The sequence below is a fragment of the Acinetobacter sp. RW6 genome (assembly GCF_041956835.1).
Classification (GTDB): Bacteria; Pseudomonadota; Gammaproteobacteria; order Pseudomonadales; family Moraxellaceae; genus Acinetobacter; species Acinetobacter calcoaceticus.
In genome coordinates this window covers 43,965-68,170 of the sequence record NZ_CP167121.1, presented here as the reverse complement: position 1 = coordinate 68,170, position 24,206 = coordinate 43,965, and the positions used below count along the sequence as shown (strand labels likewise).

Here is a 24,206-nt window from a genome sequence, read left to right as displayed (position 1 = left end):
TATAGCAGTTCGAGTAGTGGTAGGAAAAGGGATTAGACTAATTTTGCTTCCGATGATGATTGATATTCGATATGAGGATCATGACTGTCTTGAGCCGAAGGTAATAAAACTTTAAATGTGGTTCCAACACCCTCTTTGGAACTGACATTAATTTTCCCCTGATTAATCTCGACAAAACGTTTACACAAACTCAAACCTAAACCCGCACCTTTTTCACCTGCGGTACCTTTAAAGCTCGCAGTAATACGTGGATGGAACAAATTCGCCATTTGTTGCTTGGTCATGCCTAGACCGGTGTCTCGCACTGTTATTTCAATATTTTCACCAGTTTGTTTGGCTTCAATAAAGACTTTGCCCGAACCATCAACATCTGTAAATTTCAGCGCATTTGACACCAAGTTTTGAAGTACTGAGGTCATCATATTGATATCAGCATAGATTTTTAAATCTTCTGGTACAGCATTCACCAATTCAATATTTTTCTTTAAAGCTAAGGTATACAAAACATCAAAAACGATATTACTGACTTGTCTAAGGTTAAAGTTAATCGGGTGATAAACAAAACGCCCACCCTCAGCCATTGCCCATGTCAGTAAGCTTTCGAGCAAGTTATAGGTCGATTGCGAAGTGTCGTATAGATAGTCTGCAATGTTTTGAATGCTCGACTCATCTAAAGTTTCACGCTCTTTGGCGAGTACTTCTGAAAAACCTAGCAGACCATGAAATGGCGCTCGGAGATCATGTGAAATGATTGAAAAGAATTTTGTTTTACTGGAGTTAATCGCGACTTGTTGCTCATACAGTTCGTTTAACTCTTCATAGTTAAACTTCAACTCGACCTGTTGCATAAAAGTAGAACAGTAATCGAGCAATAACTGGATGTCTTCATCTTCAAATGTTGCTGCATCGTCATCAAAAAAAACGGCGAAGCCCATAGAGGTTTTATCAGGGTGTAGAAGATGTACGGCCAATGCCCTACTACACTCAATATTTAATTCTTTTAAATAGTTGGTTAAATTTTGATAGGAAGGATGTAAGTGATTAATGATCTGTTGTTTAGCAAAGCACTGTTTTAAATGTTTTGAAGGTTTAAACGAAATAGCGGTCATACCATCTGGGCAACGATGCCAAAAGTAAGGTTCTTGATTAAAAGTCAATAAGGCTTTTTTACACTTCAAAAGACGAAGACTAAACCGGAAAAATTGCTCGATATAGTTCTGCTCGGCATTTAATCCAAGCAAAAGCGATATTCTACAAGCACTTAACTGCTCAATCTGGTTTAGTTCTAAATGTTGGAATGTCATTGCCCGCCTCACAGATTTTGTCGTTTTTGGTCGGAACCGCTCTTAAAAAAAATGTACTTATAATCATTATGATCTACTACAAACTTTAACACAGTACATTAAAAGAGCAACTTTCTTTTCAAAATAGAAATGTGAAGTTTCAATTAAAGGTTTTTAGATACATAAAGTGGGTATATTTGAGGAAAATACAACAAATTTTTGAAGGTAGAGAATTGTAAGATTGTAGAAATGCGAGTTTATAAAATAGCCCCTATGATCAATAGACAGGGGGAGAAATTCACTCAACACTAGACGTTAAGAGCCAAAAGAAAATGACGGCTGAAGAAATACTGGAAGAAATTGAATATCCACTTGAGAACCTTCAAAACTTACTTTTTGCCTTTTCAAAAATGAAAGTCGATGATGGTTTAAAAGAACAAGAATTTAGCGCCATCATCAACACGCTACATCACCAAGTGGTCAACATTAACTGCGCGGTTCACCAAATGAATAAAAAAAAACCCGACTTAGGTCGGGTTTTGATTATTTAAATATTTATCCCAGTTACTGATAATTTCAGGTTGACTAAAACAAGATTTTTCAAAAAATGTAACGAAAAATGGCATTAGGTCATCGCGGTAAAAATGGGAAAATATACCAGTATCTTTTACTAATTCATGACAATCTAGTATATCTACAGAAGCCCATAATAAAGTCAGCTGTTCATGATTAGACATTGTATTTGATGTAGTTTTCCTAAAAAAAGTTTTTTCTTCTTCAGAAATATCTGAATTCTTAATCAATTCATAAATACTTTCATACAAAAGAAAGTAACTATTTATTTCATTTAATCCTTTATCAATTCCTGCAACTTTATCTAAAGTTTGATTATATAAATCACCGATTTCTCTTCTTGTTAATTGAAGTTCAAATATCTGTTGTTCTCCTAGAAAAGAAAGTGCAATTTCTTTAAATATTTCCTCAGAATGCCAAACACGACCGTCAATGAACACCTGGATTGTATTATATTTGGCTAATTTATAATTCATCAAAGAGTTATAAGTATTTAGGAAATTTGAATATATTGTTTCCTTAATTTGTGCTTTATGAGTTGATTCCGCTAAATTTAATTGTTGAGTCGTTGATTCTCTAGCCTGTTCAAGCTGTTCTTTTGTAGCTTCTTTTGCCTGTTCAAGCTGTTCTTTTGTAGCTTCTTTTGCCTGTTCAAGTTGATTTTCTGCTGCCTTCCCTGCTTGCCTAAGTTGTTCAGCCATAGCCTCTCTTGCATGTATATTCGCTTGTCTCTGCAAATAGGCTGTATAAATAACAATTATTAACGTGAGAGATGTTAAAAGCGCAGTTAATGCTCCAAAAATGTCACCTATTGGGCCTAATGAAGTAAATGCCTCTGGAGTAAAAGGAGGCTTAACTAATAGTTTAAATACCCACTCTTTAAAAATCAGAGGAAACTTTATCCATACAATAAGAACAAATAGGAGTACTAAACCCCATAAGAAGATTTTCTTTAAATTATTTAAGGTCATTTTGAAGTATTTTATTTAAATTGATTTGCATAAGTCTCTGCAATAGAGACTAACCCTGAACGCATTTCTTCACGTGTTTGACGGTACAACTGAATCAGCTTTGCTTCATCATATATTATCAAAATTTCGTAAAAAATTACCCAACAAAAAACCCCTAAGCCGTTAGCTTAGGGGTTTTCGTAGAATCTTACGATTCTGAATATGGTCCCGAGGGTCGGACTCGAACCGACACGTCATCTCTGACAGCGGATTTTGAGTCCGCCGCGTCTACCAATTTCACCACCTCGGGAGAGGAAGTATGTTTGTGTTGCGTATATTAGCGCGTTTGTAAAACTTGTCAAACCCTAAGTGAATATTATCGTTCACTTTTAGATCACTTAAACATTTTTCATGATTTAAGCCAGAAGCACAGCCATAAAAAAGCGAAAAAGTTTATACTAGGCCCAATTTTTGCGGTGTTTTCTCAAATATGCAACTGTCTGACTTTTCCTTTGAATTACCTGATGAACTTATTGCCCGTTATCCTCTTGAATCACGTAGTGCATCACGGTTGTTGCACTTAGACTCAAAGGGTCAATATCACGATCACATGTTCACAGACATTATCGATCTGTTCGAAGAAGGTGATCTGCTAGTGCTCAATGACACCAAAGTCATGAAAGCACGACTAAAAGGAAAACGCTCTACAGGCGGTGCTATTGAGATTTTGGTTGAGCGTATGCTGAACCACACCACAGCATATTGTCACATCAAATCGAGCAACTCGCCTAAAGCGGGTGCTGAGCTTTTTGTTGGTGCAGATAATATTCCCGTGATTGTCCGTGGTCGTCACGAAAATTTATTTGTGGTTGAGTTTTCACAGCCAATCTTACCTGTACTTGAGCAATATGGTCAGTTACCTATTCCTCCTTACTTTAACCGTGAAGCAGAAGAAATCGACACCGAACGTTATCAAACGGTTTTTCATAATCCTGAAAAAATTGCCAGTGTTGCCGCACCTACTGCAAGCTTACATTTTGATGAAGAATTATTAGCAAAGTTAGAACAAAAAAATGTTCAAAAAACCTTTGTGACTCTTCACGTTGGTGCTGGCACATTTATGCCCGTTCGTACTGATGACATTACCAACCATATCATGCACAGTGAGTGGTGTGATGTACCTCAAGAAACAATTGATCTGATTTTGGCGACTAAAGCACGCGGAAATAAAGTGATTGCCATAGGTACAACTGCAACACGTGCTTTGGAAAGTGCAGCTCAAGCCCATAGCGGTAAAATTGCGGCTTGGACTGGCGACACGCAAATCTTTATCTATCCGGGCTACCAGTTCTGCATCGTAGACCGTTTAATTACCAACTTCCATTTACCAGAATCTACCCTGCTCATGTTGGTGTCAGCTCTTTCAAATCGCGACAACATTTTAGCTGCCTATGAACATGCAGTTAAAAGCCGCTATCGTTTCTTTAGTTATGGCGATGCGATGTTGATTGATAAATTAGAAGTTTAAAAAATTAAGGTTGGGTTAAACCATACTGGTGAATTAAAAGGTTTAACCCAGCCCAGATATCTACAATAAAAAAATCATGAATTTAGCTCGATGAGTTGCAGAAATTTATCGATGAAACTCAGGCATCATTTTTTAAATGATAAATTCCAAATTTAAAAACATTAAGTATTTATCTCTTTCAATTTAAAAGATAATCTAGAAATAGCTCTTTATGATAATGAACTCATTACTTCCATGCCAATCGATACTGTACAAGAAGCTCTTCATATAAGGCGTAAAAAAAATACACAGGTTTTTCGCAATATCGCTCGACTTTGGGATGCTGGACAAAAATCTCATTCAGCCCAAGATCTTTTAGATGCTTTACATCCGTGGCGTGAAGATCACAACCTTCGCTTTTTTAATGTGCTCCCCTACTTACTCGCCATTTGCAGCATCACAATATTAGGCTTCGGTTATTTTCTTCATCCACATATTCAATATATTTGGAGCTTTTTAGGTGCCTTTTTAACAGGGTTTCTGGCTTATTTACTCTATCAATCTCAAGAACCCTTAACACAAGTCATTCGTTATCTAGAACAGCGCATGGTGATATTGCGTTATGGTTTACAATTTCAGCAATTGCCAGCCTATCTTCCCATTCATGCGCAGCCAGTTTTAGTTCTGAGCAAATTAAAACAGTATTTCCCACTGTTTAACCGAGGGACTGAATCTAACGAAATTACCCAATATGCTTCTGTCACATGGAACGATGGCGTAACAGATCATCAAGTCTTGCTGTTTCAATATCATTACGTTAATGAAATACCAATTATTCAAGATCAAAGTAGCGATAAAAAAATTATAAAAAAAATTCATAAAGACCTATGGGGCGCTTTTATATTTGAAATGCCTGCCCTAGGTATTGCTGTCAGCAATAAGCGTTCTCGGTTTTTTACTCCCTACAGCAGTAAATGGCAAAGTAGTGATATTTTGATTAACCAAGAACTTAATATTTTTGGGGTTAATCAACATCAGTTAGCCAAAGAAGTCAGCCCAAGTCTAACTTTAAAATTACATGAATTTTTTCAGCACTTTACAGGTGATTTAATTTATCATCACGAAGAACAAATTTTGTGTTATCTGGGTGAGCAAAACCTTTTTCAGACCACCAGTAAGCAAAATGAAATTCATGATGTTTCAGCATTGCGTGGGCACTTGCGTACCATGACCATGCCGCAATATGAAAAATTTCAGCAATTCATGTTGAACTTAATTAAATAAATCTCTCGTATTACTTCATTGTCGACTCATTAAAAAAATGAGATATCCAAAAGTGTACTGAGGGAATAACAATAAGAGGACCGACCATGACTGGTTTATTTATTTTCTTGGGGATTTTTGTTGTACTGATCGTCTGGGGCGTTCACATCCGTAATACCATCGTACGTTATTTTAATGCGACCAAACGTGCTTGGGCAGAGGTTGCCAATTTCGAACGTCAAAAAGTCAAAACTTTAGAAGCGCTTGAGACAACACTGAATCAATATACTCAGTTTGAAAAATCGACATTAGAAAAAGTCACCGAACTACGTCAGCAAATTCTTAATTTAAATGTAAATAACACTGATATTTCCCAGCTACAGCAAATTGAAAAAATGAGCCAAGAGCTGATTCGAAGCTTAAATGTTGTTGTTGAAAACTACCCTGAGCTTAAAGCCGATTCACTCTATAGCAAGATGATGGATGACATTCAGGAACAAAACGAAAATGTGGGTGCGGCTATTACCATTTTTAACCGTAATGTCGAATTATTTAATAACCAAATTGAAGTATTCCCTAACAATCTCATCAATACATTAACTTTATCCAAGAAAGCTATTCGTCCTTTTAAGGATAATCTTGTTAATGAAAATTTTGACTATAAACCTAATTTTTAATAGGAAAAAAACAGTCTGTAACCTAGCGGAAATTTTATCTATTTTATAGCCAGCTACATTTAGTAGTAGAACTACATCGCAGAATCAAGGAAAATAGCTCTCTTTTTAGCAGCGAACTGTTTCTTCGCCTCTGCTCGTGTTCAGGATTTTTAGATGAAGTTTGAAAAATTAGGTCAGTCGGGGCGCGCCCGTCGTGGTCGTTTAACTTTAGAGCATGGTGTTGTTGAAACACCTGTTTTTATGCCAGTGGGGACTTACGGCACAGTCAAAGGTATGCTACCGCGTGATATCGAAGATATTCAGGCACAAATTATTTTAGGAAATACATTCCATTTATATTTGCGTCCGGGTCTCGAAGTGATTAAAGAACACGGCGGTCTACATAACTTTATTAAATGGGATAAGCCAATTTTGACTGACTCTGGCGGTTTCCAGGTTTTTAGTCTTGGCGCAATGCGCAAAATCAAAGAGGAAGGTGTTACTTTCCGCTCACCGATTGATGGTTCAAAAGTATTTTTATCTCCTGAAATTTCTATGGAAATTCAGCAAGTTTTGAACTCTGACATCGTCATGATTTTTGATGAATGTACACCTTATCCTGCAACTCATGAAGAAGCACAAAAATCATTGCAGCTTTCTTTACGCTGGGCAAAACGTTGTAAAACCCATCATCATGATGAGCTCAAAAATAAGAATGCGTTATTTGGCATTATTCAAGGCGGTATGTATGAAGACTTACGTGATGAGTCTTTAAATGGCCTTCTTGAAATTGGCTTTGACGGTTATGCGATTGGCGGCTTATCTGTAGGTGAACCTAAAGATGAGATGATCAAAGTTTTAGATTATCTACCAAGCAAAATGCCACAAGATAAACCGCGTTACTTGATGGGCGTTGGTAAACCGGAAGATATCGTTGAAGCGGTGCGCCGCGGTGTCGATATGTTCGACTGTGTAATGCCAACCCGTAATGCGCGAAACGGTCATTATTTTGTCACTGATGGTCTGGTACGTATTCGTAATAGTAAATATCGCCATGACCAGAGCCCGCTCGATCCACATTGCGATTGCTACACTTGTAAGAACTTTACCCGTGCTTATCTATTCCATCTTGAAAAATGTGGAGAGATGTTAGCGTCTATGCTCGGTACCATTCATAACTTACGTTATTACCAACGTTTAACTGAAGGTATGCGTGATGCATTAGAGAATGGCACATTTGATGAATTTGTTCAGGACTTTTATGCCCGTCGTGGTTTAGAAGTTCCACCATGTCCGGTTGATGAATAAGCCCGATTTGCGCTCAACCTCAAGACAAGGTAAATTGCAAAACGAATTAGGATTATGTCAGGTATCTGACTCATATTTTTAACTTTAGGAAATCAAAATGAGCTTTTTAATTTCTGCTGCACATGCAGCACCGGCAGCTGGCCCAACTACAGGTATTTTGCCAAACATCTTGATGATTGTCGTATTCGTTGCAATCTTTTATTTCTTAATTTGGCGCCCTCAAGCAAAACGTGCTAAAGAGCACCGTTCTTTAATCGAGAGCTTAGGTGTAGGTAGTGAAGTTGTGTTCGCTGGTGGTTTAATGGGCAAAGTGACCAAAATTGAAGGTGACTATGCAGTTGTTGAACTTAGCCGTGGTGTAGAAGTAAAAATTCAGCGTGCCAGCGTAATTTCAGTATTACCTGAAGGCACTCTAAATAACCTTTAATCATAAAACAGTCGTGCTTTAGCACGACTTTTTCATTTAAGAAGAAAGCGAATGCGTTACCCTGCATGGAAATATTTACTGATTCTGGTTGTTCTGGTAATCAGTACATTATACGCACTGCCTAGTCTATATCCGGATGAGCCCGCCGTTCAAATTTCCGGTGCCAAAGCTGGCACCCAAATTGATCAAAGTGTGGTGCAAAAAGCAGAGCAAATTTTAAAAACAGCAAACATTGCAAGTCACGATAATACTTTTACAAATAATGCTGCCCTATTGCGTGTCAGCTCTTCTGAAGCGCAGTTGAAAGCAAAAGAAGTATTACGCCGTGACTTAGGTGATCAATATGTTGTCGCCCTAAACCTTGCACCAACCACACCGGAATGGTTGCAAAAGATTGGGGCAAAACCAATGAAACTTGGTTTGGACTTACGTGGTGGTGTCCACTTCTTGCTTGAAGTAGATATGGACAAAGCCGTTGCCCAACGTATGGAAACCTCTGCCACCGATTTGCGTCGTCAGTTCCGTGAAAACAAGATCAAATTCAATAGTCTTGCATTAACCAATAATGTGATCACTGTTCAATTTGCTGACAATGCTGACCGTGATGCAGCAATGGATTTTTTACGTCGTAATGGGAATGAATATACCCAACAGGCATTAGCAAGCTCTACAGGTTCTACTTTAAAGCTTTCTTATACTGATGTACGTCGCCAAGAAATTCAGTCATATGCGGTGAATCAAAACTTAACAACATTACGTAATCGTATTAACGAACTTGGTGTTGCAGAAGCATTGGTACAAAGTCAGGGTAGCAACCGTATTGTCGTTGAATTACCGGGCGTTCAAGATACAGCTGAAGCGAAACGTGTTTTAGGCCGTACTGCAAACCTCGAATTCCGTTTGGTTTCTGACGCAAATGATCAATATATTGACCCATATACAGGTAAATATAATGGTCAACCTTTACCTCCGGGCACAGAAGTTTTTGCTTATGAGTCTTTAGATAGCGGTCGTCAACTTTTGTTGCAACGTAACCGTATTTTGACGGGTGAGCGTGTTCAAAATGCAAGTTCTGGCTTTAGCCAAGACTCTGGCGGTGCCGAAGTAAATATTACTCTCGACAGTGCTGGCGGTAAGCTTATGTCCGATGCAACTCGTAATGCTGTTGGTAAACGCATGGCGGTATTGTTCATCGAAAATAAGCAAAAAATTACTTATGTCACAGATCCTAAAACTGGTGCACAAACAGAAGTTCGTACTCCATACACTGAATCTGTAGTCATCAATGCTGCAACAGTTCAGGCCGTTTTAGGTTCAACTTTCCGTATTACCGGTTTAAGTTCTCCTCAAGAAGCATCAGAACTTGCATTAATGCTACGTGCAGGTGCTTTGGCTGCGCCAATGTATTTTGTTGAAGAACGTGTAGTTGGTCCCAGCCTTGGTCAAGAAAACATTGATAAGGGCGTATTATCAACTCAAATCGGCTTCTTGCTTGTTGCAATCTGGATGGTAGTTTTCTTCCGTCTATTCGGTTTAATCGCTAACTTTGCACTCGTTGTTAACTTGGCAATGATTTTAACGGTTATGTCATGGATTGGGGCTTCCCTCACCTTACCAGGTATTGCGGGTATCGTTATTACCATTGGTATGGCCGTCGATGCGAACGTATTGATATGTGAGCGTATTCGAGAAGAAATGCTCTGGGGTGCATCGCCCAAACAGGCCATTGTGGCCGGTTATGATCGAGCCTACAACACCATTTTTGACTCGAACTTAACGACGTTCCTCGTTGCATTCATTCTGTTTGCAATTGGTACAGGCCCGATCAAAGGTTTCGCCGTAACATTAATGATTGGTATCGTATGTTCGATGTTTACTGCAATCACAGTAACTCGCGCAATTGTACAACTCATTTATGGTAAACGCCGTAATTTGAAAAAGTTGAGCATTTAAGGAGATCGATGATGACTAAAGTGACTCAACAAGATTCAAAACAATATGGACGTCCGGATGATGCAAAAATCATCCCGTTCATGAAGATTGCCAAACCTGCGGCAATCTTCTCGATCCTTATTACGTTAGCGAGTATTTTCTTTATTGTAACTAAAGGTCTTAACCTCGGTTTGGACTTTACAGGTGGTGTTTCAGCTGAGCTTAACTATGCTCAACCAGCAAATCAGTCTGAAGTTATTCAGGCACTCGACAAAGCTGGCTTTAAAGATGCTGTAGTACAAACACTTGGTAGTAATAAAGACTTACTTGTGCGCATGCCTGTACAAGAAGTTAAGGTTGAAGACCTTAATAACGCGATTACTAAGGCTGTACAGTTGCCAAACAATGCCGCAGAAGTTCATAAGGTGGACTCTGTAGGTGGTCAAGTTGGTAACGAGCTTTATGTTCGCTCTGCTGGTGCGGTTGCACTTGCACTTATCTTAATGTTGATTTACGTGACCATCCGTTTCGAATTCAAACTCGCGATGGGTGCCGTGATGTCTTTATTCCACGACATCATCATTATTATTGGTGCTTTTGCATTATTCCAGTGGCCATTTGACCTTACAGTTTTAGCTGCGGTACTTGCTGTTATTGGCTTCTCGCTTAACGATAACATTGTAGTATCAGACCGTATCCGTGAAAATTTCCGTAAAATTCGCGGAGCGACTCCTCGTGAAATCATCGATATTGCTTTAACCGAAACTTTACGTCGTACCATTCATACATCAATGACCTTATTGCTTGTCGTTCTAGCAATGATGTTCTTAGGTGGTGATGGTCTACACTGGTTCGCTGTTGCAATGTTTGTTGGTGTCTTTGTAGGTACTTACTCTTCAATTTATATCGGTACAGCTTTTGCCTTATGGCGTGGTCTTAACCGTCAGGACTTCATCGTTCAGGTTAAACCTGAATTTGAGGATGAAATTCCTTAAGTTGTCTAATTAAGACATATAAAAAAACCGCGATTAATTCGCGGTTTTTTTATATAAAAAATATTATTTACGGCGTAATGCATCCGAAATTGCTTCAACCAACTGTTGCGAAATTTCTTGTTTAGATGCTTTCTCTAACTCACGCTTTTTCATGTGATAGTTTTCAGCAAAGAAAACCGTCATGGCATTTTCATCAGAAGCAAAACCAATATCTGCACGTGATACATCGTTGCATGCAATCATATCTAGTTTTTTAGCGACTAGTTTTCCTGCCGCATATTCTTCTACATTTTGTGTTTCAGCAGCAAAGCCCACCATAAATGGACGTTTTTCCTGACCCGCAATGGTTGCCACAATATCTGGATTTTTCACAAGGGAAACATTCAACTCATCCCCTGCCTTCTTAATTTTATGCTCGGCAACTTCTGCTACGCGATAGTCTGCGACTGCGGCAGTTGCAATGAAGATATCACAGCCTGTCTCTAACGAGTCCATACTGATATCTAGCATTTGTCGTGCTGAGGCAACATTTACTCTTTTTACACCATTTGGTGTATCTAAACTTACAGGTCCAGCAATTAGCGTCACTTGTGCACCAGCAGCGTAACAGGTAGCAGCTAAAGCAAAGCCCATTTTACCAGTACTGTGGTTCGAGATATAACGAACAGGGTCAATCGCTTCACGCGTTGGCCCAGCGGTAATAACCACTCGCTTTCCAGCCAACAACCCAAATTTTTCAGCGATTGCACGTTGAGCCTGATGGAAATAGCCAGCGACTTGTCTTGCGATTTCTTCTGGCTCTGGCATACGGCCTAAACCGACATCACCACACGCTTGCTCACCCGCATCCGGCATGATCACATGCACGCCATCTTCGACCAAGGTTTGTAAATTTCGTTGTGTAGCTTTGGCCGCCCACATTTGCTGGTTCATGGCAGGTGCAACCCAGACAGGAGATTTTGTTGCCAAAAACACTGTACTGAGCAAGTCATCTGCCAAACCATGCGCAAATTTTGCCAAAGTATCGCAACTTGCAGGCGCAACCAGTAATAAATCAGCCCAACGCGCTAATTCAATATGTCCCATCCCAGCTTCAGCCGCAGGGTCTAAAAGTTCAGTATGGACAGGATTACCGGAAAGAGCCTGAAACGTTAGTGGGGTAATAAATGCCTGAGCACCATGTGTCATGACTACACGCACGTCAAAGCCATAATCTTTAAGCCGACGGACTAAAATGGCACTTTTATAGGCAGCAATTCCGCCAGTAACAGCTAAAACAATGTTTTTATGAGGAATAACACTTAGATCAAAGCTCACGAACAGGATACCTTACTGTTGCAGTGGCGCTCACAATAGCATTAAATACGCGCAGACCCAAGATTGATTGGGCAAACAAAATAAAATTTTAAGCGAATTATGCTGGGGAATATGAATACTTCTATTAAAAATTGGCCCGAACAAGAACGGCCAAGAGAACGGTTATTACAACAAGGTCCTCAAAGTCTCTCTGATGCAGAGCTACTGGCGATTTTTCTTCGATCAGGTTCACGACAACATTCAGCAGTCGAACTATCACGTTTACTCATTCAGCACTTTGGTAGCCTAAATGCAGTATTTGATTCATCGTTAAGTGAATTAACTCAATTTAATGGAATTGGAGCAACGAAATATTCACAATTACTAGCAGTCAAAGAACTCGGACGGCGTTATCTCGATCATCACTTTCAGAAAAATAATCTCAGCCTTCACACTTCTGATTTAGTTTTGGATTATTTGCGCTACGAATTAAAAGGCGAGAAACAAGAAGTCTTTGCAGTGCTGTGTCTAGATCCAGAATTAAGAAAGCTCCATTTTAAAAAGCTATTTTTTGGGTCAGTTCAACATTGTGCGGTTTCAGTCAATCAAACCTTACGCTACGCTCTACAGCAACATGCTTGCCAACTGGTCATTGCACACAATCATCCATTTGGTTCAGCACAGCCTTCTGCCGAAGATATTGCCTTAACTCAGCAACTGGAACATGCCTGTCAGCTTGTCGAAATACGCCTCTTGGATCATTTTATTATCTCACCAGAAGGAAGCTTTTCATTTGCTGAACAACAACTGCTCAACCCAACAATAATATCAGTTCAATGATATTGACAAAGGGGCACTAAGCCTAGAAGATCAAAGCAAAAATAGTGACGTTAAAAATAAAATGATTGTTCGTGAGCAGCCTAGTATTTTCAAAGTATTATTCTCTTGGCGAGGGACAATTTTACCCAAAATTTTACCCTCTCTCGGGGTCGTTATGCTGATTTCGGCGATCATTGGGGGCGTTGAATATATCAATCTTTATCGCTTTCCCGAGATTCCTTTGGTTGGCTTTACTCTTATTGGCGTCGTACTTTCTATTTTCTTAGGATTTAAAAATACTGCATGTTATGACCGTTGGTGGGAAGCCCGAAAATTATGGGGCGTTTTAATTGCAACTTCACGCCATTTTGACCGCGACTGCCGAATTTTGACTCAAGCCCGCCGTGAACGTGTGATTCAACATGTGATTGTTTTTGCTAACGTGTTACGTGATCGTTTACGTCGTCAGACGGCTAACCCAACTGAGCTCATACAAACCAGCGGTATGAGCCAGCAAGCACTCACCCAGCTCTATCAGCAAAATAATGCCCCTCAGTACACACTTAGCCTCATTCACTGGGAATTATTGCAAGCGCTTAAAGAAGGTGAAATCTCAGACATCATCTATGCACAGATGAATAAAAATGTTGCAGATTTAAGCGTTGTGCAAACAGGCTGTGACCGAATCGCCAATACGCCTATTCCATTTGCCTATTCAGTTTTGCTCAATCGCACTGTTTATTTTTTCTGTTTTATGTTGCCATTCAGTCTTGGTTCATTGCTTGGATTAGCAACACCTTTACTGGTGGGAATTTTGGCATATACATTCTTAGGACTTGATGCACTCAGCTCGGAAATTGAAGAGCCTTTCGGTACTCAAAGTAATGATTTACCTTTAGATGCCATGGTGCGTAGTATCGAAATTGAACTTTTAGGAACTTTGGGGAAACCTACCCCACCACCAATTCAAGCTCAAGATAATAACTTGTTGTAATGGCTTAGAGAAAACGTTCCCAAACACCTTGCTGATTAGCCGTTGGCTTAGGTGTATTTCCCAGCTTAATCCATGGCATATTTTCACCATGAAAATCACTGCCAATCGATACAGCTAATTGATATTGCTCAATCATCCGATCAATCATCTGGCGAGTAGATAAAGTTTCCATCGGTGGAGGTAACTCAATTGCATCTCCACCTGAAGTTGCGAACAATTCAATTAAATATCGAACGTTAGTTGCAGATAAATCATAACGAGTCGGATGTGCTAAAACTGCCAACCCTTTACTTTCGTGAATCATGTCAATTGTTTCTTTTATCCCTAATCCTTCAAACTTTACAAAAGCACGTCTCCCTTCTTTTAAGAAACGATCAAATGCTTGTTGAGGACGGGTTACAACTTTTTTCTCGACCAGTGTTTTAGCAATGTGTGTTCTGGTGATGCGATCTGCCTGATCTTCTACTTTGGCAAGAACATCTTCATAAATCTGAAAACCAATACATTTTTCTAATAAATCGCAAATTACTTTAGCTCTTTGCGCTCGTACTCTTTTTTGTTGTTCTAATGCTTCTAAAATTGGCGCTTCATTTTGCATGTTTAAAGCAACAATATGTACGCCATAACTCTTCTTCGTTGTTGGACGTGACCACTGACTTGAAATCTCTGTACCAGAAATGATTTTTAAATCATGACCTTGTGCAGCAATTCTAGCTCGCTGCAACCCATCCATTGTATCGTGGTCAGTTAAAGCCAAAGTATGCAAATTCACATCTATAGCAGCTTGCACCAGTAATTCCGGAGACAAAGTTCCATCAGAAATATTGCTATGTGTATGTAAATCTATGCCTTGCATCTTTTATACTATGCCATTCACCAAACCTGATCAGATACTCTAACATGAAAGCACTTCTGGACTTTGTTCCATTAATTATTTTCTTCTATTTATATAAAACAGTTGATCCAACCGACACACAGCATCCTTTACTTAAACTGATCGGGTCTGCTGGTGGTGCCGATAATAATAATATTCTTGTAGCGACTACTGGCTTAATTATTTCAATGCTTGTGGTATATGGTGCCCTATTTGTTTTCCAAAAATTCCGTCTAGATAAACAACAGTGGTTTGTATTGTTTATGACTGTCATTTTTGGTGGCATCACCCTCATGTTAAGTGATGATTTCTATATTCGTCTGAAAGCTGCAATTTTGAATTTGGTTTTTGCAGGTGCATTCTTAGTTTCACCTTGGTTTGGTAAAGATCGTAAGCCACTCATACGACGTCTATTTGACCCTATTTTAGAGTTAAGTGAAAAAGGTTGGAAAAATCTAAATTTTGCTTGGGCAGTCATGTTTGTGGTGATGTCTTGTTTACATATCTTCTTCGCGTTTTTATTTCACGGCGGAAAATATTGGGGTGAATTCACTGCATTTGGTGACATGATTGTCATGTTTTCATTTATCATTATTCAGTTCATTATTTTACGTAAACATTTTAAGTCACCTGAAGCTTAAAATGATTCCTGATTGATTACAGAGATACGATTACATGCCTTTTTTTGTTCTAAGCTGTACCGATAACGAAGGAACTTTAGAAAAACGCTTGGCAGTACGCCCTCAGCATATCGAACGTTTGCAAAAACTTGATGATGAAGGCCGCCTTGTTACAGCGGGAGCTATGCCAAAAGACCCGAATGATCCTCAAGCAGGTTTTTATGGCAGCACCATGATTGTTGAATTCGACAGTCGCGAAGCATTAGACGAATGGTTAAAAGAAGAACCATTTCTCAAAGAAGGCATTTACGCTCATATTGATGTAAAACCGTTTAATAAAGCATTTCCAAAAGGGTAATCATATGCACCCTGCAATCAAAAGCTTTCTCGGCTTGTGTTTGATCTGTTCAACTGCTAATGCAGTTGAACCTGCTGCCACACCAGCAACGACTCCTCCAAGTGCGCCTTCAACTCAGGCTGCGAATCAGCCAGTTCCAACAGCTGCTACAACGGCGTCGACCGCAACAAAACCACTCACGGCTGAGCAACTTGCAAAGAATAAACAACAGCAAGATGCGAAAATCAAAGCTTTAGTTCAAGATCAGGCATCTCGTTTAAAACAGTTAGAACATGCCAATCTTGAAGCACTCGCCCAGAACCAAGAGTTACAGTTAAAAAATGATAGCCTCTCTGTTCAGGTTCAAGTCTTACAAAGCGAACGTAGTGCGCAAATGTTTTTATATGGCGCGGTTACCTTAGCGGGTGGCGTATTGCTGGGTTTCTTTATCTCTAGTTATATCCATACAAAACGTCGACGCCAGTGGTAAATCCAAGCGATCTATTAAACTAAATGAACGTATCAAACCGTATACAAACAGCAGAACTGGACTGGGAATTAATCGATGGTATCGAGGTTCCCATTTCCAAACAATTTGGTGATGTCTATTTCTCTAAAGATAATGGCCTACTTGAAACACGGCATGTTTTTCTAAATGGTAACGACTTATCAGAACGCTTAGCCAATCTAAAAGATTTTGAATATTTCAGTGTAGGAGAAACCGGTTTTGGTACGGGTTTAAACATTCTTGCACTCTGGCAACTTTGGCAACAAGTCCGTCCTGATAATCAAAGCCATTTACACGCCATTAGTGTTGAAAAATTTCCATTGAGTAAAGCCGACCTTATTCGTGCTTTGAATGTCTGGGATGAGCTTAAACCACTTGCAGACCAGTTAATTGAACAATATCCGCTACCTATTGCTGGATGCCATCGTTTAAGCTTCCCTGAAGAGCGTTTTAGCATCGACTTATGGCTAGGAGATGCACAAGATATTTTCCCAAGCATGGCTAAAACTAAAGCAGTAAATGCTTGGTTTTTAGATGGCTTTGCACCCTCTTGCAATCCAGACATGTGGGAACAAAACGTTTTAAACCATATTGTCCGTCTTTCTGACTATGGCAGTACATTTTCCTCTTTTAGTGTCGCTGGTGTTTTAAAATGTGGGCTAAAAGCGCATGGAATTAATATTTCTCGTCCACGTGGTTTTCGGCATAAGAGGGAAATGCTCAAAGCAATCTGGAACCCACCTCAATCTGATGATGAGTCCTCCCCATTAGACCTAGTTCACTCACTGGGTAAGGGACAACAGCATATTGCGATTATTGGGGCCGGTATAGCAGGTTTAACTACAGCGTGGGCATTTGCAGCACGTGGGCATCAAGTCACCCTCTATGAGCGAACAGAGGCATTATCTGGCGCTTCTGGAAACCCTTTAGCCCTACTTAATCCAAAACTATGTCCAATTGAACAAAGTCATGAACATCTCATGACCTTAAGTTGGCAACATGCCTTGAATTTTTATAAAAATTTTCAAGCATTTCGTCCACTTCAAATACAACAAATCGCCTTAAAAAATGCTGATGAACTTCTCGATCTTGTAAATCAATATCCAGCTCAGGTTATTACCCACTCAACAAACTCACTTGAAACTGCATATTCAAGTGTTTTACTTACCGAAGCGGGTTCTGTTTCACCACATCAACTACGTGATGAAATTTTGCAACATCCTTTGATCGATTTAAAAATTCTCAATATTACAGAGCTTGTATCTTGTGAAAATAAAGTACAAATCATAAGCGAGAATAAAACTATCGATGAAAGCGACCATGTGATCGTATGCTGTGCACGTCAAAGCGCGACTTTTTTTGAAAGCTATCCGCAGTTAAAACCAATACGTGGGCAAGTAAGCTTGGTTGACAATACTTTTGCTCCCCTGCCTTTACAGGAAGCTTATAGCTATGGCGGCTACTGTATGCAACTTAATGCTTCACAGATGATTTTAGGTGCGTCTTTCTACCCAAATCGTGAGGATCAAGAAGTAGTGCCAGAAGACCATGTGCATAACTTTGAATTAATCCACAGCGTATTCCCTGAATATGCACAACAATTGCCTTCTCCGACTACTTGGCAAGGTCGAGCATCTATCCGCGCACAAAGCTTAGATTATTTTCCTCTCGTTGGAAAAATGCAGGAGAATAGCCGAATTGCTACTTTTGCTGGTCTTGGTTCTAAGGGCTTCTTATTTGCTCCGCTATGCAGTGAAATCTTAGTTGCCCAAATGTTAGGAGAAGCTTGTCCAGTACCAGACCGCTTATTACAAAAATTGAATCCGCAACGATTCCAAAAAAAAGTAAAACCTAAAAAGCCTTATTTCAAACCACAATAGTTCAACTCCATAAAAAAGCACCCGAAGGTGCTTTTTTTTTATGCGCCCTGCTCTAGAGGCAAGCCGGCATCACGAGCTGCACGTGTCCCCCCCATCAGCACGACATATTCACGCGAGGCATCGAATCCTTCTAGTGTCTCAGCTGCACGAGGAGCTTTGCTACCACCACCACATAAAATATAAATCGGCTGACCCGCAGAGACCTGGTTCAAAATATCAGCATTCAAATCATTAATCGGGCGATTTACCGCACCTTTAACATGCCCTTCTGCATAAGCATTTGTATCACGGACATCCCAGATAACAGCATTTTCTGGGAATTCAAATGTTGTAATTTCTTGTTTACGGATCATTGTGCACTCCTTTGATGTAAACAACACTTGGCAAATGAAGAAAACCCTCTTAGCATCTCAAATATTCTTTCCCTTTGTAAAGGTCTAAACTATGCCTTCTTTCGATATTGTCTCTGAATTAGAGATTTTTGAAGTTAATCATGCTGTACAGAACACACAAAAAGAGATTGCAACACGTTTTGACTTTCGTGGTCATGATGTTTCAGTCGAAATAAACGAAAAAAATAAAGAAATTAAAATCAGTACTGAAAGTGATTTCCAGTGTGAACAAGTTTACAACATGTTAGAAAATCATTTTTACAAACGTAAAATTGATATACAAGCTCTAGACCCGCAAAAAGCTGCTGCTTCAGGTAAAAATTTTGTACAGGTCATTAAACTTAAAGACGGTCTTGACTCAGATACTGCAAAAAAAATTAATAAAGCCATTAAAGAAAGTGGCGTTAAAGTGCAATCTTCTATCCAAGGCGACAAAATTCGTGTAACGGATAAAAAGCGCGACACTTTACAACAAGTGATGAATTTTTTACGTGAACAACAATTTGGTGTGCCATTACAGTTTAATAACTTTAAAGATTAATCTCTTGTCGTGACATTTAAAGCTAAGGTAATTCCATGTCTCAATCCAATCGTCTATCAAAACTGGTAAAAGCGACTTCAAAATTCCCTAAAGGTATTCGGAGTACACTTTGGAGCAAGGCGTTTGGTCGTATCGTGCCAATGGTGGGTACAGCAAATATTCGCTATCTGGAAGTAGACTCAAACCACGTTACTGTCCGTTTAGAAAACCAAAAAAATATGCAGAATCATATTAAAGGAGTCCATGCGGCTGCTATGGCTCTTTTAGCAGAAACTGCGACTGGTTTCCTAACAGGTTTACACATTCCTGATAACCGCATTTTATTAATCAAATCATTGCATGTTGATTATTTAAAAGTGGTTGAAGGCGGTTTGACTGCCACAGCAACGTTATCTGCTGAACAGCAAAAGTTTATTGCGGATAATGAGAAAGGTGAACTTGTAATTCCAGTTACTGTGATTGATGATGCAGGCAATGAACCAATCCATTGCCAAATGCTGTGGGCATGGTTACCTAAACGTAAGAAATAATAACGAATCTAAAATACTGTTAGATTTTTATTTACCTCAAGATATAAAAATTATTTTTTGTATCTTGAGGTCAAAAATGAAAAAAACTCTTATTATTTCCTCCTTATTTACCAGCTTAATATTTACAACAATAACGACTCATGCGACTGAACCTAATCTTAAAACCAGTAAAATAACTTCGACCAAATCTGAAGCTCTAGATAAAGTAAGTGCTCAAAATAAAAAAATAGTGATCGACTTTTATGAAGGTGTCTTTTTAAAACACAAAGTCAAAGAATATGCAGACCGTTATATTGGTCAACAATACATTCAGCACAATCCTAATGTGCCAGATGGGAAAGCACCTTTCGTTAATTTCTTCACTGAAAAATTCCAAAAAAATCCACAAGCTAAAAATGAGATTAAACGTGCGATTGCTGAAGGTAATCTTGTCGTTTTACATGTCCATTCGACCGAAAATGAAAAAGATCGAGGAAGAGCGATTATTGATATATTTCGTGTCGAAAATGGAAAAATCGTAGAGCATTGGGATGTGATACAAAATATTCCAGAGCAAAGTAAGAATACAAATACGATGTTTTAATTTCTAAAAACTAGTTTTTCTTTTGAATAAAGATTAAAGCCTGAATACTGATATTCAGGCTTTATACGTTTTATTGAGTATCTAAAAACTTTTGTCTCGCTTCTTCAGGAATCTGACGCTTATTACCTTTTACATCAACTGCCACAAAGGTAAAGACTCCTTCGGTAATGCGTATTGGTTCACGAGAGTCATCATGACTATCCCAAACTTCAATTTGCATCTGAATAGAAGTATTTCCAACTTTTAAGATTTTGGTATAGCAGCTAATGACAAAGCCAACTTTTACTGGAACCAAAAAGGTCATTTGATTAATGGAAATCGTAGCACAACGGCCACGACTGAAACGTTCTGCGTGAATTGCTCCAGCCAAGTCCATTTGTGACACAATCCATCCACCAAATACATCACCACTCCAGTTTGTATCGGCTGGCATGGCAATCGTTTGTAAGGATAAAATTCCTTCTGGTTTGGTATAAGCTTCTGACACCTTAGCTCCCGAAATTCGTTTGAAGTTGTTGATCGAGCCACTGCTGCAATTCAGGCGCACGTAATGCACCGCTAATACGCGCGACCTCTGTCGTTTTGTTCATTAAGACAAGTGTCGGAATACTTCGCACATGAAAAGCTTGGCTCAAGCGAGGAGATTCTTCGGTATTAATCTTGGCAAAAATAACGCCTGGATTCTGTTTTGCGACCTGCGCAAAATGTGGTGCCATCATTTTACAAGGTCCGCACCATTCTGCCCATAAGTCGATGAGAATAGGTAGATCACTATTCGTGATATAGTTACTAAAATTTTGCTCATTTAACTCAATAGGTGCAAGCGGTAGTAATGGCTGATGACATTGCCCACAGCTTGGTTGCTCAGGAAGTTTTTCTTCAGGAACTCGGTTTTTTGCACCGCACGATGCACATACAATAATCATTTACACCACTCCTATATGCTGATGTAAAAATTCTAATTGGGTTATCACTGCTTTTTCAAACCATGAACCGTGATAAATATCAAAATGTTTCATATCCCACTCATGATAACTCACAAAAGGCGCAATATTTGTGGCAGCTTCGCGACTGGACTCAATAGGAATAAGTGAATCTTTTTGGGCCGCAATAAATAAAACTGGAATATTAATCTGGCGTACAACTTGAATTGGACGGTATCGCATCAAATTAAAAAAGACACGTGCAGGAACTTCCCCACTCCAATAATAGTCAGGATTTACAATCGATAAATAACCATAATAACTATCTGCTGTAGGCATAAAGCATAAATTATGTTGATCGACGACAGGCAATCTTTTGGGATTAAGCCCCATTTTTGATCCCATATAATCCTGACTCGATAACTTCAATGCTTGAGGATAGCGTTGCAAAGGATAAAGCTTGGCAGTTTCAGCACCATCGACATAAGGAATTTGTACTAAAATTGCCTGAATATTTTTTAATTCAGAAGCCAGACTTAGCGCATATCCCCCACTTAATGAAGTCCCCCACAACACGATCCTTCGATTATCCACAAGCTTACAGGTAGAAGCATATTGAATTACTGTCTTCCAATCTTCTAACTGTGAGTTGATGGAGACCATTTCTCTTGGCTTGCCAGTGCTCCCACCCCAATAGCGATAATCAAACAGAATAACAGCATAACCTGCTTGAGCGAACCGCTGAGCATATTGGATTAATTTAAATTGACGCAACGCAGCAAAACCATGGGCCATAATAATTACGGCAGATTTTTTATTTGTTTTTGGAATATAAAAATCAGCTGCGATCGTTTCCTGACCACATGGAACATATAAAGGCTCAACCGTATAAGCGTGCATATGTGCTCCGTTGAAATAGAATATGAATAACCAATTTTAAAATAGCTTGATGATCATTTTTAAAATTTATAACTTAGCTATAAGACATAACTTTCTCAGTCAGAACAACACACGAGTGTCTTGTATCTCAGGTTAAGCTTAATGCTATGATACAGCATAAGAGGTTTTGTTAAATTTTGGAGTGACGAAATGTCAGAGAATGTTGGTTTCGCAGGTCAAATTGGTCCAGAGCATGTTGGCCAAGTTGTAGAAAAAGGATTTAAATCGATTATTAATAATCGACCAGATATGGAAGGCGGCCCAGAACAACCTACAAGTGCTCAAATTGAAGAAGCAGCACGTCAAGTAGGTCTAGACTACGTTTATCAACCTGTTGTAGCTGGACAGATTACAGAACTGGATGTACGTACTTTCGCAAATCATTACAATGAGTTGCCAAAACCTGTACTTATGTTCTGCCGTACAGGAAACCGTTCAAACAACCTATATCAGTTAGCAAAACAAATGGATTTGCTAGACGATTAATTTTAAAAAATTAATATTTTATAAAACCCTATTTCTTCTTTAAAGTAGGGTTTTTTGATAACTTAGTTTGCATATCTCTGCACGAACTCAACAGAACTAAAAATAATATTGATCTAAAGTATTTAAATCTTTTGAATCATTTATTAATTTTCATGAATAAATTTATATTTGCTCTCTTAACCTGTTTAATTCTTACAGCATGCTCATCAATGCAAGTAAAGCCTACAGTTGGAGTAACTATGGGTACAAGAATTTAATTAGCTAACTGCTCATAAATATAATGAGCAACCTCATGAAATATATGTTATTTTATAAATCTAAAAAATTATTTTAAATAACTTATCATTTTAATTGGGGATAATGATGAAACTTACTCATGGGGTATGTGGGATTACTTTGGCTGCTTTTTTGACAGCTTGTGGTGGAGGTGGCGGTGATGGCTACTATAACCAAAATTCAAATTCTGGCTCTACACCAACACCAACCACACCATCAACAGATCAAGAGTTGGCTACTTCTGTTTTAAATAGCGTAAAGCAAGAAGGAAAATATTTGTTTGGCGCCTATGATCTTAACGATGAAAAGTTATCAAAAGGTTACATTGATCACGCACTAGACACCTTCGCTCAAGGCCCACTCAAGTTAACCTTAGATATTCGAAAAGTAGATCTTACCAAGTACTCCGACCACTATCGTGAAAAATGCTTTCTAAAGAGTACTACAGACTACCGTGCCTGCTACGTATTTAAAGGTGAAGAAATTAAAACTTTGCTCTCTGGTTATAATGATTGGGACTTTGATATTACAGCAGACGATTTAAAAAATATTAAACTGGCAAGCGATAATACATCTCCAAATTTAGAGGATTATCAATCAAATACCAGAATTTATATTTTTCAAAATGAAAATAATGATAAGAACTTCCAAGATGTAACAATTACTGGAGCCTTTGCATATCCATTCCAACAATCATGGGGACTTGAACAAACTAAACAAAAAAGATTTGTATTAATTAATTCAACAACAAGCGATTATAAAATTACTACAACGACTATTGTTCAAGATCCAGAAACAGGTCAACCCACTGAAAAAGAAGTTACTACTGGTGCAATGAGTGTATATAAAGATAATACATCAACTGATGGTGATCTCTACGTAGTTCAGGGTGGTTCTGGTTTCAACGTACTTATCAATGATAACTCTAATGTTCCTTTTGCAGAACCAATCTCATTTGTCGTGAACTCAATAGCAGGAAACATAAATAATGCGACATATAAGGTGAGTCAATCTGGTAATCAAATCCTGAGCTTACCTAATATTAGCAGCCTTGAAGGAAGTCGCGTTGAGAATGAAGCTCCAACGACTAATACACAAAAATTTAATGGCAGTATTTATCTAGAAGGAAAAGATATATTTACCTTTAAACAAAGCATGAACGGAACCACTTTGAACTTTAAACATTTAATTAATGGCATAAGCATTGAAGGCCAGTCTATTAATCAGAATGGAACTGTTTCCATTACTTTAAAAACACCTTTTATGCAAAAATTTACATTTTAAAGCTAAATAATTAGAACCAAACCCTCTGTT

Annotated in this window: 27 protein-coding genes, 1 tRNA gene and 1 pseudogene; 19 read left to right on the top strand and 10 right to left on the bottom strand. The window is 38.7% G+C overall.

Annotation, left to right across the window (positions count from 1 at the left end):
• Positions 1 to 32: 32 nt before the first annotated feature.
• The gene (locus ACB088_RS00375; RefSeq protein WP_375037699.1) at positions 33 to 1,304 is read right to left on the bottom strand and encodes a sensor histidine kinase; all 1,272 of its coding nucleotides are present in this window, start codon (positions 1,302 to 1,304) and stop codon (positions 33 to 35) included.
• Positions 1,305 to 1,579: 275 nt separating this feature from the next.
• Here ACB088_RS00375 and ACB088_RS00370 point away from each other — a divergent pair, with 275 nt between their 5' ends.
• Complete coding sequence (locus ACB088_RS00370) at positions 1,580 to 1,834, top strand: hypothetical protein (protein ID WP_375038747.1); 255 nt, start codon at positions 1,580 to 1,582, stop codon at positions 1,832 to 1,834.
• Here ACB088_RS00370 and ACB088_RS00365 read toward each other — a convergent pair.
• From ACB088_RS00365 to ACB088_RS00355, 3 genes and pseudogenes are all read right to left on the bottom strand, one after another.
• A complete protein-coding gene (locus ACB088_RS00365; RefSeq protein ID WP_348949863.1) occupies positions 1,811 to 2,827 on the bottom strand; it encodes a cell envelope integrity protein TolA in 1,017 nt (338 codons plus the stop codon). The genes ACB088_RS00370 and ACB088_RS00365 overlap by 24 nt on opposite strands.
• An 11-nt stretch (positions 2,828 to 2,838) precedes the next feature.
• A pseudogene (locus ACB088_RS00360) lies at positions 2,839 to 2,937 on the bottom strand (XRE family transcriptional regulator); the annotation flags it as partial.
• 92 nt (positions 2,938 to 3,029) lie between these two features.
• Positions 3,030 to 3,116 (bottom strand) — tRNA-Leu (locus ACB088_RS00355).
• A gap of 180 nt (positions 3,117 to 3,296) precedes the next feature.
• Here ACB088_RS00355 and queA point away from each other — a divergent pair.
• The 7 genes from queA (at position 3,297) to secF (ending at position 10,894) form a co-directional block, all read left to right on the top strand.
• Positions 3,297 to 4,334, top strand: coding sequence for a tRNA preQ1(34) S-adenosylmethionine ribosyltransferase-isomerase QueA (gene queA, locus ACB088_RS00350; protein ID WP_080027784.1), 1,038 nt, complete (start codon positions 3,297 to 3,299; stop codon positions 4,332 to 4,334).
• Positions 4,335 to 4,568: 234 nt separating this feature from the next.
• Positions 4,569 to 5,597, top strand: coding sequence for a hypothetical protein (locus ACB088_RS00345; RefSeq protein WP_375037698.1), 1,029 nt, complete (start codon positions 4,569 to 4,571; stop codon positions 5,595 to 5,597).
• Positions 5,598 to 5,683: 86 nt separating this feature from the next.
• Positions 5,684 to 6,253 (top strand): LemA family protein, encoded by a 570-nt coding sequence (locus ACB088_RS00340; RefSeq protein ID WP_375037697.1) that lies wholly within the window; start codon positions 5,684 to 5,686, stop codon positions 6,251 to 6,253.
• A gap of 153 nt (positions 6,254 to 6,406) precedes the next feature.
• Positions 6,407 to 7,540, top strand: coding sequence for a tRNA guanosine(34) transglycosylase Tgt (tgt, locus tag ACB088_RS00335; protein WP_004638765.1), 1,134 nt, complete (start codon positions 6,407 to 6,409; stop codon positions 7,538 to 7,540).
• A 97-nt stretch (positions 7,541 to 7,637) separates the two neighbouring features.
• On the top strand, positions 7,638 to 7,967 hold the full coding sequence (gene yajC / locus ACB088_RS00330) for a preprotein translocase subunit YajC (protein WP_003655131.1): 330 nt from the start codon (positions 7,638 to 7,640) through the stop codon (positions 7,965 to 7,967).
• 51 nt (positions 7,968 to 8,018) lie between these two features.
• Positions 8,019 to 9,920 carry a protein translocase subunit SecD gene (secD, locus tag ACB088_RS00325; RefSeq protein ID WP_133747699.1) on the top strand — a complete coding sequence of 634 codons (1,902 nt, stop codon included), beginning with the start codon at positions 8,019 to 8,021 and terminating at the stop codon, positions 9,918 to 9,920.
• A gap of 8 nt (positions 9,921 to 9,928) precedes the next feature.
• Positions 9,929 to 10,894, top strand: a complete 966-nt coding sequence (gene secF / locus ACB088_RS00320) for a protein translocase subunit SecF (protein WP_017392409.1) — start codon at positions 9,929 to 9,931, stop codon at positions 10,892 to 10,894.
• A 63-nt stretch (positions 10,895 to 10,957) separates the two neighbouring features.
• Here the strand turns inward: secF and coaBC are convergent, their stop codons facing one another.
• A complete protein-coding gene (gene coaBC, locus ACB088_RS00315; protein WP_375037696.1) occupies positions 10,958 to 12,211 on the bottom strand; it encodes a bifunctional phosphopantothenoylcysteine decarboxylase/phosphopantothenate--cysteine ligase CoaBC in 1,254 nt (417 codons plus the stop codon).
• 99 nt (positions 12,212 to 12,310) lie between these two features.
• On the opposite strand from coaBC, the gene radC reads away from it, so the two are divergent.
• Both radC and ACB088_RS00305 read left to right on the top strand, forming a co-directional pair.
• A complete protein-coding gene (gene radC / locus ACB088_RS00310; protein ID WP_198496866.1) occupies positions 12,311 to 13,030 on the top strand; it encodes a DNA repair protein RadC in 720 nt (239 codons plus the stop codon).
• Between the two features lie 61 nt (positions 13,031 to 13,091).
• The gene (locus ACB088_RS00305) at positions 13,092 to 14,003 is read left to right on the top strand and encodes a bestrophin family protein (RefSeq protein ID WP_005064169.1); all 912 of its coding nucleotides are present in this window, start codon (positions 13,092 to 13,094) and stop codon (positions 14,001 to 14,003) included.
• A gap of 4 nt (positions 14,004 to 14,007) precedes the next feature.
• Here ACB088_RS00305 and ACB088_RS00300 read toward each other — a convergent pair whose 3' ends face one another.
• A complete protein-coding gene (locus ACB088_RS00300) occupies positions 14,008 to 14,859 on the bottom strand; it encodes a PHP domain-containing protein (RefSeq protein ID WP_375037695.1) in 852 nt (283 codons plus the stop codon).
• Between the two features lie 44 nt (positions 14,860 to 14,903).
• Between ACB088_RS00300 and ACB088_RS00295 the strand changes: the two genes are divergently transcribed.
• The 4 genes from ACB088_RS00295 to mnmC are packed head-to-tail and all read left to right on the top strand — an operon-like array spanning position 14,904 to position 18,222.
• Positions 14,904 to 15,518, top strand: coding sequence for a septation protein IspZ (locus tag ACB088_RS00295; RefSeq protein WP_045435602.1), 615 nt, complete (start codon positions 14,904 to 14,906; stop codon positions 15,516 to 15,518).
• A 34-nt stretch (positions 15,519 to 15,552) separates the two neighbouring features.
• Positions 15,553 to 15,855, top strand: coding sequence for a YciI family protein (locus tag ACB088_RS00290; RefSeq protein ID WP_005309522.1), 303 nt, complete (start codon positions 15,553 to 15,555; stop codon positions 15,853 to 15,855).
• A gap of 4 nt (positions 15,856 to 15,859) precedes the next feature.
• A complete protein-coding gene (locus ACB088_RS00285) occupies positions 15,860 to 16,324 on the top strand; it encodes a hypothetical protein (protein ID WP_045435604.1) in 465 nt (154 codons plus the stop codon).
• 23 nt (positions 16,325 to 16,347) lie between these two features.
• Complete coding sequence (gene mnmC / locus ACB088_RS00280) at positions 16,348 to 18,222, top strand: FAD-dependent 5-carboxymethylaminomethyl-2-thiouridine(34) oxidoreductase MnmC (protein ID WP_375037694.1); 1,875 nt, start codon at positions 16,348 to 16,350, stop codon at positions 18,220 to 18,222.
• A gap of 38 nt (positions 18,223 to 18,260) precedes the next feature.
• On the opposite strand, the gene ACB088_RS00275 is transcribed toward mnmC, so the two are convergent.
• Positions 18,261 to 18,575, bottom strand: coding sequence for a rhodanese-like domain-containing protein (locus tag ACB088_RS00275; protein ID WP_004638747.1), 315 nt, complete (start codon positions 18,573 to 18,575; stop codon positions 18,261 to 18,263).
• 91 nt (positions 18,576 to 18,666) lie between these two features.
• Between ACB088_RS00275 and ACB088_RS00270 the strand changes: the two genes are divergently transcribed.
• The 3 genes from ACB088_RS00270 (at position 18,667) to ACB088_RS00260 (ending at position 20,268) form a co-directional block, all read left to right on the top strand.
• Complete coding sequence (locus tag ACB088_RS00270; RefSeq protein WP_005036089.1) at positions 18,667 to 19,155, top strand: YajQ family cyclic di-GMP-binding protein; 489 nt, start codon at positions 18,667 to 18,669, stop codon at positions 19,153 to 19,155.
• Positions 19,156 to 19,190: 35 nt separating this feature from the next.
• On the top strand, positions 19,191 to 19,685 hold the full coding sequence (locus ACB088_RS00265; protein WP_127493948.1) for a DUF4442 domain-containing protein: 495 nt from the start codon (positions 19,191 to 19,193) through the stop codon (positions 19,683 to 19,685).
• 76 nt (positions 19,686 to 19,761) lie between these two features.
• Positions 19,762 to 20,268: an ester cyclase gene (locus ACB088_RS00260; protein ID WP_375038746.1), complete on the top strand. Its 507-nt coding sequence runs from the start codon at positions 19,762 to 19,764 to the stop codon at positions 20,266 to 20,268.
• Between the two features lie 70 nt (positions 20,269 to 20,338).
• Here the strand turns inward: ACB088_RS00260 and ACB088_RS00255 are convergent, their stop codons facing one another.
• The 3 genes from ACB088_RS00255 to ACB088_RS00245 are packed head-to-tail and all read right to left on the bottom strand — an operon-like array spanning position 20,339 to position 22,091.
• On the bottom strand, positions 20,339 to 20,755 hold the full coding sequence (locus tag ACB088_RS00255; protein ID WP_004789061.1) for an acyl-CoA thioesterase: 417 nt from the start codon (positions 20,753 to 20,755) through the stop codon (positions 20,339 to 20,341).
• 1 nt (position 20,756) lies between these two features.
• Entirely contained in the window at positions 20,757 to 21,194 is a 438-nt protein-coding gene (trxC, locus tag ACB088_RS00250; protein ID WP_005050212.1) for a thioredoxin TrxC, read from the bottom strand.
• Positions 21,195 to 22,091: an alpha/beta hydrolase gene (locus ACB088_RS00245; RefSeq protein WP_003655110.1), complete on the bottom strand. Its 897-nt coding sequence runs from the start codon at positions 22,089 to 22,091 to the stop codon at positions 21,195 to 21,197.
• A 189-nt stretch (positions 22,092 to 22,280) separates the two neighbouring features.
• Here ACB088_RS00245 and ACB088_RS00240 point away from each other — a divergent pair, with 189 nt between their 5' ends.
• Complete coding sequence (locus ACB088_RS00240) at positions 22,281 to 22,616, top strand: TIGR01244 family sulfur transferase (RefSeq protein ID WP_005036085.1); 336 nt, start codon at positions 22,281 to 22,283, stop codon at positions 22,614 to 22,616.
• 363 nt (positions 22,617 to 22,979) lie between these two features.
• A complete protein-coding gene (locus ACB088_RS00235) occupies positions 22,980 to 24,176 on the top strand; it encodes a hypothetical protein (RefSeq protein WP_375037693.1) in 1,197 nt (398 codons plus the stop codon).
• The last annotated feature ends 30 nt before the right edge of the window (positions 24,177 to 24,206 follow it).

What these genes read in the sequence shown, in the direction of transcription:
- ACB088_RS00375 (WP_375037699.1), bottom strand. Translation starts at nt 1,304, where the DNA reads ATGACATTCCAACATTTAGAACTAAACCAGATTGAGCAGTTAAGTGCT.
- ACB088_RS00365 (WP_348949863.1), bottom strand. Translation starts at nt 2,827, where the DNA reads ATGACCTTAAATAATTTAAAGAAAATCTTCTTATGGGGTTTAGTACTC.
- queA (WP_080027784.1), top strand. Translation starts at nt 3,297, where the DNA reads ATGCAACTGTCTGACTTTTCCTTTGAATTACCTGATGAACTTATTGCC.
- ACB088_RS00345 (WP_375037698.1), top strand. Translation starts at nt 4,569, where the DNA reads ATGCCAATCGATACTGTACAAGAAGCTCTTCATATAAGGCGTAAAAAA.
- ACB088_RS00340 (WP_375037697.1), top strand. Translation starts at nt 5,684, where the DNA reads ATGACTGGTTTATTTATTTTCTTGGGGATTTTTGTTGTACTGATCGTC.
- tgt (WP_004638765.1), top strand. Translation starts at nt 6,407, where the DNA reads ATGAAGTTTGAAAAATTAGGTCAGTCGGGGCGCGCCCGTCGTGGTCGT.
- yajC (WP_003655131.1), top strand. Translation starts at nt 7,638, where the DNA reads ATGAGCTTTTTAATTTCTGCTGCACATGCAGCACCGGCAGCTGGCCCA.
- secD (WP_133747699.1), top strand. Translation starts at nt 8,019, where the DNA reads ATGCGTTACCCTGCATGGAAATATTTACTGATTCTGGTTGTTCTGGTA.
- secF (WP_017392409.1), top strand. Translation starts at nt 9,929, where the DNA reads ATGATGACTAAAGTGACTCAACAAGATTCAAAACAATATGGACGTCCG.
- radC (WP_198496866.1), top strand. Translation starts at nt 12,311, where the DNA reads ATGCTGGGGAATATGAATACTTCTATTAAAAATTGGCCCGAACAAGAA.
- ACB088_RS00305 (WP_005064169.1), top strand. Translation starts at nt 13,092, where the DNA reads ATGATTGTTCGTGAGCAGCCTAGTATTTTCAAAGTATTATTCTCTTGG.
- ACB088_RS00300 (WP_375037695.1), bottom strand. Translation starts at nt 14,859, where the DNA reads ATGCAAGGCATAGATTTACATACACATAGCAATATTTCTGATGGAACT.
- ACB088_RS00295 (WP_045435602.1), top strand. Translation starts at nt 14,904, where the DNA reads ATGAAAGCACTTCTGGACTTTGTTCCATTAATTATTTTCTTCTATTTA.
- ACB088_RS00290 (WP_005309522.1), top strand. Translation starts at nt 15,553, where the DNA reads ATGCCTTTTTTTGTTCTAAGCTGTACCGATAACGAAGGAACTTTAGAA.
- ACB088_RS00285 (WP_045435604.1), top strand. Translation starts at nt 15,860, where the DNA reads ATGCACCCTGCAATCAAAAGCTTTCTCGGCTTGTGTTTGATCTGTTCA.
- mnmC (WP_375037694.1), top strand. Translation starts at nt 16,348, where the DNA reads ATGAACGTATCAAACCGTATACAAACAGCAGAACTGGACTGGGAATTA.
- ACB088_RS00275 (WP_004638747.1), bottom strand. Translation starts at nt 18,575, where the DNA reads ATGATCCGTAAACAAGAAATTACAACATTTGAATTCCCAGAAAATGCT.
- ACB088_RS00270 (WP_005036089.1), top strand. Translation starts at nt 18,667, where the DNA reads ATGCCTTCTTTCGATATTGTCTCTGAATTAGAGATTTTTGAAGTTAAT.
- ACB088_RS00265 (WP_127493948.1), top strand. Translation starts at nt 19,191, where the DNA reads ATGTCTCAATCCAATCGTCTATCAAAACTGGTAAAAGCGACTTCAAAA.
- ACB088_RS00260 (WP_375038746.1), top strand. Translation starts at nt 19,762, where the DNA reads ATGAAAAAAACTCTTATTATTTCCTCCTTATTTACCAGCTTAATATTT.
- trxC (WP_005050212.1), bottom strand. Translation starts at nt 21,194, where the DNA reads ATGATTATTGTATGTGCATCGTGCGGTGCAAAAAACCGAGTTCCTGAA.
- ACB088_RS00245 (WP_003655110.1), bottom strand. Translation starts at nt 22,091, where the DNA reads ATGCACGCTTATACGGTTGAGCCTTTATATGTTCCATGTGGTCAGGAA.
- ACB088_RS00240 (WP_005036085.1), top strand. Translation starts at nt 22,281, where the DNA reads ATGTCAGAGAATGTTGGTTTCGCAGGTCAAATTGGTCCAGAGCATGTT.
- ACB088_RS00235 (WP_375037693.1), top strand. Translation starts at nt 22,980, where the DNA reads ATGAAACTTACTCATGGGGTATGTGGGATTACTTTGGCTGCTTTTTTG.